Origin of the sequence: Bradyrhizobium manausense, assembly GCF_001440035.1 — a bacterium.
GTDB classification, from domain to species: domain Bacteria; phylum Pseudomonadota; class Alphaproteobacteria; order Rhizobiales; family Xanthobacteraceae; genus Bradyrhizobium; species Bradyrhizobium manausense.
Window position 1 is genome coordinate 129,966 of the sequence record NZ_LJYG01000104.1, and the last position, 14,555, is coordinate 144,520.

Consider the following 14,555-nt stretch of genomic DNA (forward strand, 5'->3'; position numbering starts at 1 on the left):
GCGCACGGGAGCCAGGACCCATTACCACAGGGAGAGGTTGTTGCAGTAGATGGTGGCCACAGTGCGCCTCGACAACGCTGACCGGAAGTAATGGGTCCTGGCTTTTCGTGCGCAATTGCGCACTGGGCCAGGACGGCGATGGGAGACAATAGGAGTCCGACTATATCCACATCGTCATTGCGAGCGCAGCGAAGCAATCCAGACTGTCACCTCGGAGGGACTCTGGATTGCTTCGCTGCGCTCGCAATGACGGTGGAAAAAGCCGGGCCTAACTTGCCGCGCCCGCGACCTTCGCCTGCTGCGCCGGCGCCACGTCCGTCGTCGCAATCAGGCGCTTCAGCTCGGGAATGCAGGAGCCGCAATTGGTGCCTGCTTTGAGCTTTACACCGATCTCGGCTGGGGTGCGCGCGCCGCCGGCGATCGCATCGCAGATGGTGCCGCGGCCGACGCCGAAGCAGGCGCAGACGACAGGGCCGGTCGAGACGGCGCCTTCGCTGGACTTGCCGGACAAGAGCAAGCGGCGTTGGTCGTCGGTGACGCGATCGGCCGCAAACACGCTCTTCACGACCTCCCAGTCGCCGGCATCATGCGCGGGGCCGACGAACAGGCAGGTCTCGATCCGGTCGGCCGCAAACGAAGCGGCGCGGAAAACGCCGCCGCCGAAATCGCGGTACTCGGCCACGTCCTCGCCGCCGATGCTTGCGAGCCAGGCCGGCCAGCGCGACAGGTCAGCATTATCAGCGAAGAGATAGCCGAAGCCGCCGCTGACCGTGACGCGGGTCCACAACAGGTTTGGCGGCAGGGCGAGCTGCTTGCGCGACAGCGCAAAACCGCGGAAGACATATTCGTAGGGCGCGATCGCAGCCGGCGTCGCTTTCGATTCCGGCTGGCCCGAGAATGGATCGGTAAACGAGTGCACCAGCGCGCCGACGCGGCCATGCGAGGCGTTCATCGCGCTCCAATGGATCGGTGTGAACAGCGTGCCGCGCTGCTGCCGGTCGGTGACGACGACCTTCAAAATGCACTGGCCGTAATCGGTGGTGATGCGGGCATAGCCGTCGTGAACAATGCCGTATTTGCTGGCATCGTCTGGATGGATCTCGACGAAGGGTTCGGGCAGATGCGCACCCAGCCGCTGGCTGAGACCTGTGCGCGTCATGGTGTGCCACTGGTCGCGGATGCGTCCGGTGTTGAGCCTCAGGGGACGCGACGGGCCGGTTTCGGCCCGCAGCGAAGGCACTTCCGGGGCGACGAAGCGACCTTTGCCGTCATTGGTGAAGAAGCCACCTTCCGCGAAGAATCGTTCGCCAGGTGCACCACCTCCAGGGGCCGGCCATTGCACCGGCGTCAAGGCATCGAAGGCCTCGTCGGACAGCGCGCTCAGCGCGCCGATGTCGAAATCGCGGCTGCCATTGTTCTCGAAGGCCGAGAGCGCGGCATGCTCGCGGAAAATATCGGCGGCCGATTTGTAATTGAAGCTGTCGCCGAAGCCGAGACGCTTGGCGGTCTCGCTCAAAATCCACCAGTCCGGCCGCGCCTCGCCGGGCGCCGGCAGGAACGAACGCTGGCGCGAGATGCGGCGCTCGGAATTGGTCACCGTGCCCGACTTCTCGCCCCAGGCCAGCGCCGGCAGCAGCACATGCGGGCCGGCTTCGACCGTATCGTTGCCGAGCACGTTCTCGGACACCACGAACAGCTCCAGCTTCTTCAGCGCCTCGCGCACGACGTCCGCGTCGGGCAGCGACACCGCCGGATTGGTGCCCATCACCCAGAGCGCCTTGACCTCGCCCCGGTTGATCGCCTCGAACAGCTGCACCGCCTTCAGCCCTTCATGGGTGGCGATGCGCGGCGCCTTCCAGAACCGCCTGACCCGATCGATGTCGGGCGGCGTGAAGCCCATGTGCGCGGCGAGCATATTGGCGAGGCCGCCGACCTCGCGGCCGCCCATCGCATTGGGCTGGCCGGTGAGCGAGAACGGCGAGGCGCCCGGCTTGCCGATGCGCCCCGTGGCCAGATGGCAATTCAGGATCGCATTGACCTTGTCGGTGCCCTGCGCCGACTGGTTGACGCCCTGCGAGTAGAGGGTGACGACGCGCGTCGTGTCACGGAACATCCGGAAGAAGGCGGCGACGTCCTGCTCGGAGAGCCCGGTCGCAAGCGCAGTCGCGGTGATGCTTCCCGCGATGTTACGCGCACGCGCCAGCGCATCGTCGAAGCCAGAGGTATTGTTCGCGATGTAATTCTGATCGAGCGCACCATTGTCGGCGAGATGCACGAACAGGCCGGAGAACAGCGCGGTGTCGGTACCGGGCCTGAGGCCGAGGAACAGATCGACGTCACCAGCGGTGTCGGTGCGGCGCGGATCGATCACGATCATGCGCGCGCCGCGCTCTGCGCGGTTCTTCAGCATGCGCTGGAACAGCACCGGATGGCACCAGGCCGCGTTCGAGCCGACGAAAATCAGGAGATCGGCCTGGTCGAGATCCTCATAACAGCCGGGCACGGTATCGGCGCCGAAGGCGCGGCGATGGCCGGCGACCGAGGATGACATGCAGAGCCGGGAATTGGTGTCGACATTGGCGGTGCCGACAAAGCCCTTCATCAGCTTGTTGGCGACGTAATAATCCTCGGTGAGAAGCTGGCCCGAAAGATAGAAGGCGACCGCATCGGCGCCATCGCGCGCGACAATGTGCTTCATGCGATGCGCGACATGGTCGAGCGCGTCACTCCAGGCCACGCGCTCCATCACACCCTTGCAGCGGATCATCGGATAGAGCAGCCGGCCCTCCAGCCCGACGGTCTCACCGAGCGCAGAGCCCTTCGAGCACAGCCGGCCGAAATTGGCGGGATGGTCGGGGTCGCCCGCGATCGCTGCGCCGCCCGCGCCATCGGGCGTTGCGAGCACGCCGCAGCCGACGCCGCAATAGGGACAGGTGGTCTTGGTGGTGCGGAGCGTGGGATCGATCGCCGTCATATCAGGCAGCCTTGGAAGGCACGGCGAGGACGCGGCCGAACATCATGTCGGCCCGGATGGCGGCAATCTTCTCGCGGGTGCGGATCAGCTCGAGATACCAGAGCGCGTCAGCGGTATCGCCGACCAGCACGGCGCCGGTGAGGCACCCGTCTGAAATCACGAGCTTCTTGTAGGTGCCGCATCGGCTGTCCGACAGGACGAGGCTCTCGCTGCCCTCACCGCCCATGAAGTCGCCTGCCGAGAACACGCTGACGCCTGATACTTTCAGATTGGTCGAGACCACGCTGCCCTGGTAGGCGGCGGGGCGGCCACCGAGATGCCGGGCCAGCACCCGCGCCTGCTCATAGGCCGGCTCGACCAGGCCATAGCAGGTGCCGCGATGCTCGGCGCATTCACCGAGCGCGTAGATGTCGGCAGACGCCGTCTGCATCACGTCATTGACGACGATGCCGCGGTTGACCGCGATGCCGGCGTCCTTGGCGAGCGCAATGTTGGGCCTGATGCCGGCTGCGAAGATCACGGCGTCCGCCTCGATCCGGCTGCCATCGGCCAGCTCCACGGCTTCGACATGGCGCTCGCCGTGGATGCGGGCGGTCGAGGCCTTGAGCAGGATGCGGATGCCCTTGCGTTCCACGAGCGTCTTGAGCAGATCGGCGGCCGGCCCGTCGAGCTGGCGCTCCATCAGCCGGTCCATCAGATGCAGCAGGGTCACGGGCGCACCGGCCTTGGCAAGGCCATAGGCCGCTTCAAGCCCGAGCAGGCCGCCGCCGACCACGACGACGCGCTTCCTCGCCGCGGCCAGCGTCAGCAGCAGGTCGACATCGCGGGTGTCGCGAAAGGTATGCACGCCGGCAAGATCGGCGCCCGGCACGTTGAGCCGCAGCGGCGTCGACCCCGTCGCGAGCACGAGCCTGGAATATTCCATGCTCTCTTCGCCTGATATCTTGAGCTCGCGGCGGCCGGTGTCGATCTCGGTGACGCGATAGCCGCAGCGGACGGTGACGCCGCGATCACGCCACCACTCCGCTGGTCGGAGCTCGATCTCGTGCGAGCCGGTCTCGCCGGCCAGCACGGATGAGAGCAGCACCCTGTTGTAAGCGAGCCGCGGCTCTTCGCCGATCACAGCGACCGCATAGCGGCCGAGCGCGGTGCTGGCGAGCTCGTCGACCAGACGCGCGGCTGCCATACCGTTACCGACGATGACGAGCGGTTCACTCACAAGGCATCTCCTATTCGGCGGCCTGCGCCGGTGAGCCGTAGGCCTCGGAAATCATGTAACCGGACAGCACGCCGTAGGCGTCGGTCCAGGCGGTTGCGAGCTCGGGCGTCCAGGCCTCGCCGAGGCCCTTCTCCAGGGTCCACAGCAAGGTCGCGCCGACCACGGGATAGTGCTCGGCCTTGGCGCCATAGGCGACGTGGCGCTTGGCGAGCGCCGAGGCCGCGGGAAGAATCGTCTCGAGATTGGACAGGCCGCCGACGACAGCGGCGAGCATGGCCATCAGCTTCTTGCGCTGCTCGGTCATGTCTTCGGGAAACATCGCGCGCACGGAGGGAGCGACCTCGAACAAGCGGTCGTAGAACAGCTGCGAAGCTGCTTCGGAAATCGGTGCGACCTTGGCGAAGCTTTGCTGGATGAGGGTAATCTGTTCGGGCGTCACAATGGTCTCCTGTCTGTTTCGGTCTGCTTTTGTCCGCGCCATTGCGAACAAGGTTCATGGGTCAAACGTCATCAGAGAGTCTTCTCCCCGCGTACGGGGAGAAGCGTGTTTCATGCCGAGGATCACACACGCGCTTCGGCCAGGCTTGCCGCGCCTTCTGTTTGCGGGCCGCGACGCAGGTAGAACCACCAGGTGAGGGCAAGGCAGGAGGCGTAGAACACGAGGAAGACCGCGAGCGCGACCTGCGGACCGCCGGTCGCTGCAATCGACTTGCCGAAGCTGCTCGGGATCAGATAGCCGCCGACGGCACCGACCGCGCCGATGAAGCCGACCGCCGCACCGCTCTCGATGCTCGCCGTCTTCAGCGCCATCGCGCGCGCCGCATCGCCCTTGCCGCGCACCTTGAACAGGTTTTCTTCGCGGAAGATCGACGGGATCATGCGATAGGTCGAGCCGTTGCCGATGCCTGTCGTCACGAACAGGATCAGGAACATCGTGAGGAAGCCGGTGAAGTCCTTTTGTCCGACGAAGTAAAGGACGCCGATCGTTGCCGCCGCCATCGCGATGAAATTCCAGAAGGTGATGATCGAGCCGCCGATCTTGTCGGCGAGCCAGCCGCCGAGCGGCCGCGCCAGCGACCCGACCAGCGGCCCGAGGAACGCGATCCCGATCGTCACCGTCGGAAACTGCGTCTTGATCAGCAGCGGAAACGCCGCCGAGTAGCCGATGAAGGAGCCGAACGTCCCGATGTAGATGAAGGCCATGATCCAGGTGTGCTTGCGCTTGACGATCGCGAGCTGGTTCTTCACCGACGACTTGGCCGAGCTCAGATTGTTCATGAAGAAGACCGCACCGAACACCGCAATCGCGATCGGCAGCACCCACATCAGGCCCGCGTTCTGCAGATAGACACCGCCGACCGGCGTCGCCTGGAACAGGTTGATGACGCCAAGGCTCATCAGCATCGGGGTCAGAAGCTGCACGCTGGAGACGCCGATATTGCCGCCGGCGGCGTTGATGCCGAGCGCCGAGCCCTTCATCCTGTCAGGGAAGAAGAAGGAGATGTTGGTCATGCTGGAGGCGAAATTGCCGCCGCCGAGGCCCGCCGTCGACGCGATCAGCAGCATCAACCAGAACGGCGTCTCGGGCTGGCTCACGAAGTAGGCGAGCGACAGCGTCGGAATGAACAGGATCGCCGCACTGAAGATGGTCCAGTTGCGGCCGCCGAAGGTTGTCACCGCAAACGTATAGGGGAAGCGCATCAGCGCGCCGATCAGGCCGGGGACGGCCACGAGCTGGAACAGCTCATCGGTCGAGTAGTGGAAGCCTGCCTGCGGCAGCTTGGTCGCGACGATGCTCCAGATCAGCCACACCGAGAAACCGATATGCTCGGCCACGATCGACCAGATCAGGTTACGCCGGGCAATGGTCTTGCCCGTCGCATTCCAGAATGCTTCATCCTCCGGTCTCCAGTCTGAGATCCAGGTCGGATTGTCTTCCCTCATTGGAAAATTCCTTTCACTAGGAAGGCGCGACACCGGCAAATCGCGGACGCAAAGAGGCGCACTCGGGGGAAAGCCCCGATTGGGCGGTGTCACAGATTGGATGATTGCTTGTGACGGCGTCGATGGCGTCAGAACTCGTAATTCAAGCCTTGTGCCAACGCCGATCGTTGGGAAAATGTTTTTTAAAGCAATCGGTTAGCGCCATTGGCGATTCTTTGAGCAAGCCTATAATTGCATCAAACTTCGGCTTCTCGCTCAATTCTTGAATGCTGATTCGCCCGTTGATTGTGCGTCGCGCAAGAGTTGTGCAACCGCCTGGTTTTTCGCCACCGACCATTTGGCGGCCCCCCGGAAGGGGAATTTGCGCTGAGCAATTCCCTGCAAATGGGGTGGAGGAGGAGCCCCGGCAGACGCACGCCCGGGACGCCGTGCCTCTGGCACATCGATTGCTTCACGATGTGCAGGTCAACGATGACTGCAGTGCGCCGGGGGCATCGAGCTTCCGACGGCCACTAGGATAGCGAAGCCTGTTCGCTGAACCGCCGAAGTGCGGTCATCGTGACGTTATCCCAGTGTCTGCCGACATCGCCCCGGTCGCCCGCTCCCGGCTCGCGGGGTGCAGCCGATCGGGTTGACCAGGGCACGGTCCGGCAACGGCCGCGCCTCAAGGAGTCACACGCACAAAGGAACTGACGATGTCGTATCTCGCGCCTTCGGAATTCGTCACCAAGATGGTGGACGCAGGGGAATCCAAGATCTTCATGTCCACCCGGGATACGGTCATCCGCGCCTATATGGCCGGCGCCATCCTGGCGCTCGCGGCATGGTTCGCCGTCACCATCAACGTCAACACTGGCCAGCCGCTGGTCGGCGCGCTGCTGTTTCCGGTCGGCTTCTCCATGCTCTATCTCCTGGGCTTCGATCTTCTGACCGGCGTCTTCGTCCTTTCCCCGCTCGCGCTGATCGACAAGCGGCCGGGCGTCACGCTCGGCGGCGTCCTGCGCAATTGGGGTCTCGTCTTCATCGGCAATTTCGCCGGGGCGCTCACCGTGGCCTTCATGATGGCGTTCGTGACGACCTTCGGCTTCACCCAGGACCCCGACAAGGTCGGCATGACGATCGGCAATATCGGCGAGGGCCGCACCCTCGGCTACGCCGCCCACGGCGCCGCCGGCATGGCGACGCTGTTCATCCGCGGCATGCTCTGCAACTGGATGGTCTCGACCGGCGTCGTCGGCGCGATGATCTCGACCACCGTCCCGGGCAAGGTCATCGCGATGTGGATGCCGATCCTGGTGTTCTTCTACATGGTGTTCGAGCACTCCGTGGTGAACATGTTCCTGTTCCCGTCGGGGCTGATGCTGCACGCCAAGTTCTCGATCATGGATTATTTCATCTGGAACGAGATCCCGACCGTGCTCGGCAATCTCGTCGGCGGCCTCGCCTTCACCGGCTTGACCTTGTACGCCACGCATGTGCTGACCAAGCCGAAGCGTGAGGTGGCGGCAAAGAGCCAGCCGCGCGCAGCCGCCTGAGCGATCGCTGTTCAACGAGGAGCGTTGTCGAAGAAGGGAGCTTTGCCTGCTAGGGTGAGGCTCCCTTTGCATTGGTGGCGAGGATGAGCCGGGGCTTGCGCATTTCGATCGGGCAGCACTCCGACAAGGGGCGCAAGCCGGTCAACCAGGACTTTCACGGCGCGCTGATCCCGACCGAGCCGCTGTTGAGCCTGAAGGGCATCGCCGTCGTCTTGGCAGACGGCATCTCGAGCAGCGCCGTGAGCCAGGTCGCGAGCGAGTCCGCGGTCAAGAGCTTCCTGACCGATTATTACTGCACCTCCGAATCCTGGACGGTGAAGCATTCGGCGCGGCGCGTTCTGGAAGCGACCAATTCGTGGCTGCATGCGGAAACCCGGCGCAGCCAATATGCTTACGACCGCGACAAGGGCTACGTCTGCACCTTCACGGCCATGGTCGTCAAATCGACCACAGCCCACATCTTTCACGTCGGCGACTGCCGGATTTATCGGATCGCCGGCAAGGCCCTCGAGCAGCTCACCGAGGATCACCGGATCATTGTCTCGTCCGAGCAGACCTATCTCGGCCGCGCGCTCGGGATCAATCCGCAGATCGAAATCGACTACCAGGCGATTCAGGTCGAGCCTGGCGACATCTTCCTGCTCGCGACCGACGGCGCCTACGAATTCGTCGATCATCGCTTTGTCACCAGCACCCTTGCAGCCTCTGCCGCCGATCTCGATGCAGCCGCGCTAACCATCGTCGAGGAGGCCTACCGGCGCGGCAGCGACGACAACATCACCGTACAGATCCTGCGCATCGATGAGATACCGCGGACGGGCTCGGTCGATATTTTCGGTGGCACGGCCGAACTGCCGCTGCCGCCCCTGCTGGAGCCGCGCGCCTTGTTCGACGGCTATCGCATCGTCCGCGAAGTGCATGCCTCCAGCCGCAGCCACATCTACCTCGCCATCGACACCGAGACCGAGGAGATGGTCGCGCTGAAGATTCCGTCGATCGATCTGCGCGACGATGCCGCCTATCTGAAGCGTTTCCTGATGGAGGAGTGGATCGCGCGCCGGATCGACAGCCCTCACGTCCTCAAGCCCCGCTTACGATCCAGGCGGCGCAACTATCTCTACGTCGCCACCGAGTTCATCGAGGGACAGACGCTGAGGCAATGGATGCTGGACAATCCGCGCCCCGACCTCGAAACCGTGCGCGGCATCGTCGACCAGGTCGCGGCGGGCTTGCGCGCCTTCCATCGCATGGAGATGCTGCACCAGGATTTGAGGCCGGACAACATTCTGATCGACAAGACCGGCACGGCGAAGATCATCGACTTCGGGGCCGTCAAGGTTGCCGGCGTCATCGAAGCAGCCGCCAATCCGGCTGACGCCGAGATCCTCGGCACGGTTCAGTACACAGCGCCGGAATATTTTCTCGGCGAAGGCGGTTCGCCGCAGTCGGACATGTTTTCGCTCGCGAGCATCTGCTACCAGATGCTGACCGGAAGCCTGCCCTATGGCGCCCAGCTCGCGCGCATCAGGGGAAGATCGGATGCGTGGAAGCTCAGGTATCGTCCGGCCAGCCACGATGACCGCGCAGTCCCCGTCTGGATCGATGGCGCGTTGCGGAAGGCCCTGCATCCCGATCCCAACAAGCGCCACGAGGATCTGTTCGAATTCACCTACGAGCTGCGCAACCCCAATCCGGCTTATCTCAGCACGCGGACCACGCCTTTGCTGGAGCGTAATCCGCTGCTGTTCTGGAAGCTGACAACGGTGACACTGGCCTGCGTCGTCGTGGTCCTGCTCGCACTGCTCCACGCGCGCTAGCGCAACGATCGCTCAAGCCGGTTCAGCCGCCCTCGTCCCCAGCGGTTTGGGCGCGATGCCACCACCGGGCTTGAGATGGAATTCGTAGCTCATCAGGTGCCACTTCCCGTTCGCCTTGCCGCCGTCGGGCATCTCAGGATCGTTGCGCGGCTCGACCTTGGCGATCAAATCGTCCTTCACCCCGAACACCACATCGGAATCGAGATATTTGTCGCCGTCCATGAAGACGTGGGTGATCAGCGGCTCGTAGCCTTTGGCATTGACCAGGAAGTGCACATGCGCGGGACGCATCGGATGGCGCCTGGTCTGCACGATCATCTCGCCCACCGGCCCGTCCGTCGGGATCGGATAGCTGCACGGCAAGATCGTGCGGAAGAAGAAGCGGCCGTCGGCATCGGTGATGAAGCGCGCCCGCGCCGAGGCCCCGACCTTGTCGTAATTCGCCTTCTGGGAATCATAGAAGCCGTCATCGTCGGCGTGCCAGACGTCGACCGGGACGTTCGCGAGCGGTTTGCCGTGGAGGTCGGTGACACGGCTCTGCACGAACATCCGTTCGCCCGTGAGATTGTTCGGCGAGATGTCGGTGCCGTGAGCGGTGACCTTGTGCTCGCCGACATAGAACGGGCCGAGCACGGTGGTCTGCGTCGCGCCGTCGCGATCGCGATGGTTGACCGCGTCGACCAGCATGGAGACGCCGAGCACGTCGGAGAGCAGGATGAACTCCTGGCGGGTGTCGGTGCATTTCTGGCCGGTTCGGGTGAGAAAATCGATGGCGTATTCCCACTCCTCGAAGGTGAGACCGGTCTTGCTCACGTAATCGTGCAGCGACTTCACCAATTCCTGGAGCAGGAATTTCGCACGCGGGTTTGGCGTGTTGTCGAAGCTCTTGACGACGGCTTCGGTGAGTTCGGTCTCGTTGAACTGGGTCATGGTGCGTTGCCCTGGATTTTTTCTCGTTGGCCCGGCGGGGCTTTTGACGGCGTTCCGAACCGGAGCCTACACCAACCCGCAGCCCCGCGTTAAGCGCGTCCCGCTTGGAATAGGGTCGTCATTTCGGCTATCAACGCCTGACAAACTGCCTGGAGGAACCGATGCTCGCCCCTACCCCCGCCTCGCCCGAATCCGTGGGCATGTCCAAGGCCGCGCTCGACCGCGTCGATGCCCATCTGAAGGCCAGGTACATCGATGCCGGCCGTTTCCCCGGCACGCATCTCCTGGTCTACCGCCGCGGCAAGGTGGCCCACAGCACCGTGCAAGGCTTTGCCGATATCGAGCGCAAGGCGCCGGTCAAGGACGACACGATTTACCGCATCTATTCCATGACCAAGCCGCTCACCAGCGTTGCCTTCATGATGCTGGTCGAGGAAGGCCTGGTCGCGATCGACGAGCCGGTCGCAAAGTACATTCCGGAATGGAAGAATCTCGGAGTCTTCGTCGCCGGCAGCTGGCCCAACTTCCTCACCCGGCCGCCGTCCCGGCCGATGCTGATCGTCGACCTGCTCCGGCATACGTCCGGTCTGACCTACGGCTTCCAGCAGCGCTCCAACGTCGATGCCGCCTATCGCGCCGAGAAGATCGGCGAGGTCGAGAAATCAGGCACGCTCCAGACCATGATCGAGAGCCTTGCAAAAATCCCGCTGGAGTTCTCGCCGGGCGAGTCCTGGAACTACTCCGTCTCTACCGACGTGATCGGCTACCTCATCGGCAAGATCTCAGGAATTCCCTTCGAGCAGTTCTTGAAGCAACGCATCCTCGATCCGCTTGGGATGACGGATACCGATTTCCATGTGCCCGTCTCGAAGGCGCATCGCTTCGCCGCCTGCTATTCCGCCGATCCCGGCGGCGGCATGACCTTCCATGCCGGCCAGCGCCGGCAGGGGCTGACGGTGCAAGACGACCCGACCACGAGTTCGTTCTTGTCTCCGCCCTCCTTCATCTCCGGCGGTGGCGGCCTATGCTCGACGATGGCCGACTATCTCACCTTCTGCCGGGCGCTGCTCAATGGCGGCGAGCTTGGTGGTGTCAGACTGATCGGGCCGAAGACGCTGGCGCTGATGACGACCAACCACATTCCGGGCGGACAGGCACTGCCGGACGTATCGCGCTCGCTGTTCTCCGAGGCGACCTATAACGGCATCGGCTTCGGCCTCGGTTTTGCAGTGACGATGCGCCCAGCCGAGACGCTGATCGCGGGCAGCCCTGGCGAATACAATTGGGGCGGCGCGGCCACGACCTCGTTCTGGATCGATCCCGCCGAGGAACTGATCACGATCTTCATGACCCAGGTGCTGCCGTCGAGCGCCTATCCGATCCGGCGCGAGCTACGCAGCATGGTCTATGCCGCGATCACCGAGAGCAATCTCTGACATCTCGAATCTTCTTCGTTCGGCTTCGCCAAGGCGTGGATGGCCGGGACAAGCCCGGCCATGATGCTCGTTTTGAATCAGTGGAAATGACCGATCAGATAGATGCCGCCGCCAATCACCAGCACGGCCGGCACGGCCCACAAAATCAAGACTGGCATGTGCTTCCTCCTCAGTTTGACGTGCAGACCTTGACGGTCTTCATGCCGCTCTCAGCCTCGGTGCGCGATTTGTAGATCGTGCCCGACGGGCTGACGACGGTCATGCTCGTGTCCGTCGGCTTCTTGTCGACCACCGTGCACTTCTTGGTCTTGACGTCCTGCACGACATAGAACTCGTCGGCCGCGAACGCCGGCAACGAAAATGCAGCGATCATCACTGCTGCGGTTGCGATCCTCAGCTTCATTCTCTCCTCCTCCAATCCGGGTGTTCCTCGCCCGGTCCAGATGCAAACGGGAAAAACTAGCAATTTGTTCCTATCCGTCGGGGAACGTCATCGGCGGTGAGATGTTGGTGCGGCGCTTGTTATGAGGAGGACGATATGAAAAAGCTGTTCCTACTTTCCGCGGCGGCGCTGATGGTCTCGACCGGCGCGTTCGCACAATCCACCGTGGTGACCACGACCGGAACCGGTCATGCCGCGGCGGTCCAGATCGAGCCGCAATACCGGACGCGGATCAAATCCTACGTCACCGAGCATCATCTGCGGCCGGTGACGACGAAGGAGAAGATCATCGTCGGTGCGAAGGTTCCAAGTGATGTCGAACTCGAGTCGGTTCCGGCCGATTGGGGTCCGTCGCTGACGCAATATCGCTACGTCTACTCCGGCGATCGCGTGATGCTGGTCGATCCCGGCACCCGCACGGTCGTGCAGGAAATCGACTAGGACGTAACCGGACGAGCGGCCGCCTTCCTGGGCGGCCGCTCTCTCGGAGCTGATCACATGACACCGCATCGAGAAGCCCGGATTGCCGGGCTCAGCCTGGCGGCCGTGTACGCCATGTGCCTGCTGCTCACTGCCATTAGCATGAGCTGACGCAACGACGTTCCGCGCCGTCAGCGACCGCGCTGCAAAAATCTCCTCGGCCTGCTCGCCCGATGCGAAAATCGTGGCGCCGCGCAATTCCTGCCCGTATGGTTCTCTGCAAAATCATAATCCGGCGCTTAAGCGCCGGAATCGGGACGTCCGCGTTTGTCAAAGCTCACCCTGCCGGTCCGGCTCGCTCTCCTGGTCACGGGAACGATGTTGCCGCTCATCGTCTTCGCCGTCGGCATCGCGTTCTACAATTACAAGCAGGACCGCAGCGATGCGACCCGCCGCGTGCTGGAGAACGTACGCAGCATGCGCCTGGTGCTGGATTCCGAGGTGCAGCGGATGACCGGCGGGTTGCAGGTGCTGGCGCTCACGGACTCGCTCCGCAACGACGACTTTGTCAATTTTCGCAGTATCGCGCTCGGCTTCCTCGAACAATATGGCAAGAGCGGCCTCGTGCTGATCTCCGACAGCAAGGGACGCATCCTGTTTTCCTCCACGACGGAAGACACTGCGAGCCTGCCGCCACGCGGCAATATGGCGATCGTGGAGAGATTGTTCGCGATCAAGGCGCCGCAATATTCCGATTTGTTCAATGGCGTCTACAATCATCGTCAGGTTCTCACCGTAGAGGTTCCGGTGTTTCGCGACGGCGAAGTCGTCTACGACCTCTGCTTCAGCCCGCCCATCGGCATCTTCCAGACTCTCGTCGAGAAGCAGCGGCCCAACACGGAGTGGACGGTGTCTCTGCTCGACACCACAGGCACCGTGTTCGCCCGCGTGCCCAACCCTGGCGAAACCTTCGGCAAGCGCGCCGCGCCATCGCTCTACGCCGAGATGTTTCGCAGCGACGAGGCTGCACTCTCATCGGTGTCGCTCGACGGCATTGCCCTCGCCTCCGCCTATACGCGATCGCATCTGACGGGCTGGACGGTCGCCGCCGGGGTCCCTGAAAGCTCGCTGATCGCACCGCTCTGGCGCAACATCGCGATCACGAGCCTGATCGGCGGCGTGCTGCTGCTGATCGGCCTCACCTTCGCCGTCAGGATGGCGACCACGATCGCGCGCGGCGAGATGCTGCACAATCTCTTGGTCGAGGAGCTCAACCATCGCGTCAAGAACACCTTGGCCTTGATGCAGGCGATCGCGGTGCAGACTTTTCGCAGCGCCAGCCGCGACGAGCGGACCAAGTTCGAGGGGCGTCTCAGTGCGCTCGCCGAAGCGCACAATCTTCTCAGCCAGGAGAAATGGGCGGGCTCGGAGCTGCGGGACGTGATCGCGCGTGCGCTCCAGCCGTTCCTGCTGGCAAATCCCGACCGCATCCGCATGTCAGGGCCGGCGGTGCCGCTTTCGCCGCGGCTCGCGGTGGTGCTGTCGATGATCGTGCACGAGATCGCGACCAACGCCGCGAAATACGGCGCACTTTCCAACGAGACCGGCAGGGTCACGCTGGACTGGGAGGTCATCGCCGATATACCGAAGCCGCGGCTCCGGCTGATCTGGACCGAGACCGGCGGGCCCCCGGTGACGGAGCCGGTGCGGCGCGGCTTCGGCTCGCGCCTGATCGAGCGCAGCGCCCGCGACCAGCTCGGCGGCGAGGCAACGGTGGACTTCCTGCCGCGCGGCGTGGTCTGCACGGTGACATGCGTGCTGGACGAGACAAGGTGAAC

12 protein-coding genes are annotated in these 14,555 nt (G+C 63.5%); 5 read left to right on the forward strand and 7 right to left on the reverse strand.

Annotated features, from left to right (window positions below; translation table 11 throughout):
- Window positions 1-268: 268 nt before the first annotated feature.
- From AOQ71_RS27715 to AOQ71_RS45425, 5 genes are all read right to left on the reverse strand, one after another.
- Complete coding sequence (locus tag AOQ71_RS27715) at window positions 269-2,974, reverse strand: nitrate reductase (protein ID WP_057753323.1); 2,706 nt, start codon at window positions 2,972-2,974, stop codon at window positions 269-271.
- A gap of 1 nt (window position 2,975) precedes the next feature.
- Window positions 2,976-4,193, reverse strand: a complete 1,218-nt coding sequence (locus tag AOQ71_RS27720; RefSeq protein ID WP_083514530.1) for an NAD(P)/FAD-dependent oxidoreductase — start codon at window positions 4,191-4,193, stop codon at window positions 2,976-2,978.
- Between the two features lie 10 nt (window positions 4,194-4,203).
- On the reverse strand, window positions 4,204-4,632 hold the full coding sequence (locus AOQ71_RS27725) for a globin family protein (protein WP_057753819.1): 429 nt from the start codon (window positions 4,630-4,632) through the stop codon (window positions 4,204-4,206).
- A 122-nt stretch (window positions 4,633-4,754) separates the two neighbouring features.
- Entirely contained in the window at window positions 4,755-6,137 is a 1,383-nt protein-coding gene (locus AOQ71_RS27730) for an MFS transporter (RefSeq protein ID WP_057753327.1), read from the reverse strand.
- Between the two features lie 142 nt (window positions 6,138-6,279).
- Window positions 6,280-6,474, reverse strand: a complete 195-nt coding sequence (locus AOQ71_RS45425) for a hypothetical protein (RefSeq protein ID WP_157083662.1) — start codon at window positions 6,472-6,474, stop codon at window positions 6,280-6,282.
- 358 nt (window positions 6,475-6,832) lie between these two features.
- Here AOQ71_RS45425 and AOQ71_RS27735 point away from each other — a divergent pair, with 358 nt between their 5' ends.
- Together AOQ71_RS27735 and AOQ71_RS27740 are read left to right on the forward strand one after the other, a co-directional pair.
- Window positions 6,833-7,672, forward strand: coding sequence for a formate/nitrite transporter family protein (locus AOQ71_RS27735; RefSeq protein ID WP_057753329.1), 840 nt, complete (start codon window positions 6,833-6,835; stop codon window positions 7,670-7,672).
- An 83-nt stretch (window positions 7,673-7,755) separates the two neighbouring features.
- Window positions 7,756-9,489 carry a bifunctional protein-serine/threonine kinase/phosphatase gene (locus tag AOQ71_RS27740; RefSeq protein ID WP_057753331.1) on the forward strand — a complete coding sequence of 578 codons (1,734 nt, stop codon included), beginning with the start codon at window positions 7,756-7,758 and terminating at the stop codon, window positions 9,487-9,489.
- Between the two features lie 12 nt (window positions 9,490-9,501).
- On the opposite strand, the gene AOQ71_RS27745 is transcribed toward AOQ71_RS27740, so the two are convergent.
- Window positions 9,502-10,419 carry an intradiol ring-cleavage dioxygenase gene (locus tag AOQ71_RS27745; RefSeq protein WP_057753333.1) on the reverse strand — a complete coding sequence of 306 codons (918 nt, stop codon included), beginning with the start codon at window positions 10,417-10,419 and terminating at the stop codon, window positions 9,502-9,504.
- Window positions 10,420-10,580: 161 nt separating this feature from the next.
- On the opposite strand from AOQ71_RS27745, the gene AOQ71_RS27750 reads away from it, so the two are divergent.
- Window positions 10,581-11,855, forward strand: a complete 1,275-nt coding sequence (locus AOQ71_RS27750) for a serine hydrolase domain-containing protein (protein WP_057753335.1) — start codon at window positions 10,581-10,583, stop codon at window positions 11,853-11,855.
- Between the two features lie 169 nt (window positions 11,856-12,024).
- Here AOQ71_RS27750 and AOQ71_RS27755 read toward each other — a convergent pair whose 3' ends face one another.
- Complete coding sequence (locus AOQ71_RS27755; protein WP_057753337.1) at window positions 12,025-12,258, reverse strand: hypothetical protein; 234 nt, start codon at window positions 12,256-12,258, stop codon at window positions 12,025-12,027.
- A 135-nt stretch (window positions 12,259-12,393) separates the two neighbouring features.
- On the opposite strand from AOQ71_RS27755, the gene AOQ71_RS27760 reads away from it, so the two are divergent.
- Window positions 12,394-12,738, forward strand: a complete 345-nt coding sequence (locus tag AOQ71_RS27760; RefSeq protein ID WP_057753339.1) for a DUF1236 domain-containing protein — start codon at window positions 12,394-12,396, stop codon at window positions 12,736-12,738.
- 357 nt (window positions 12,739-13,095) lie between these two features.
- Entirely contained in the window at window positions 13,096-14,553 is a 1,458-nt protein-coding gene (locus AOQ71_RS27765) for a sensor histidine kinase (RefSeq protein ID WP_057753822.1), read from the forward strand.
- Window positions 14,554-14,555 lie beyond the last annotated feature (2 nt).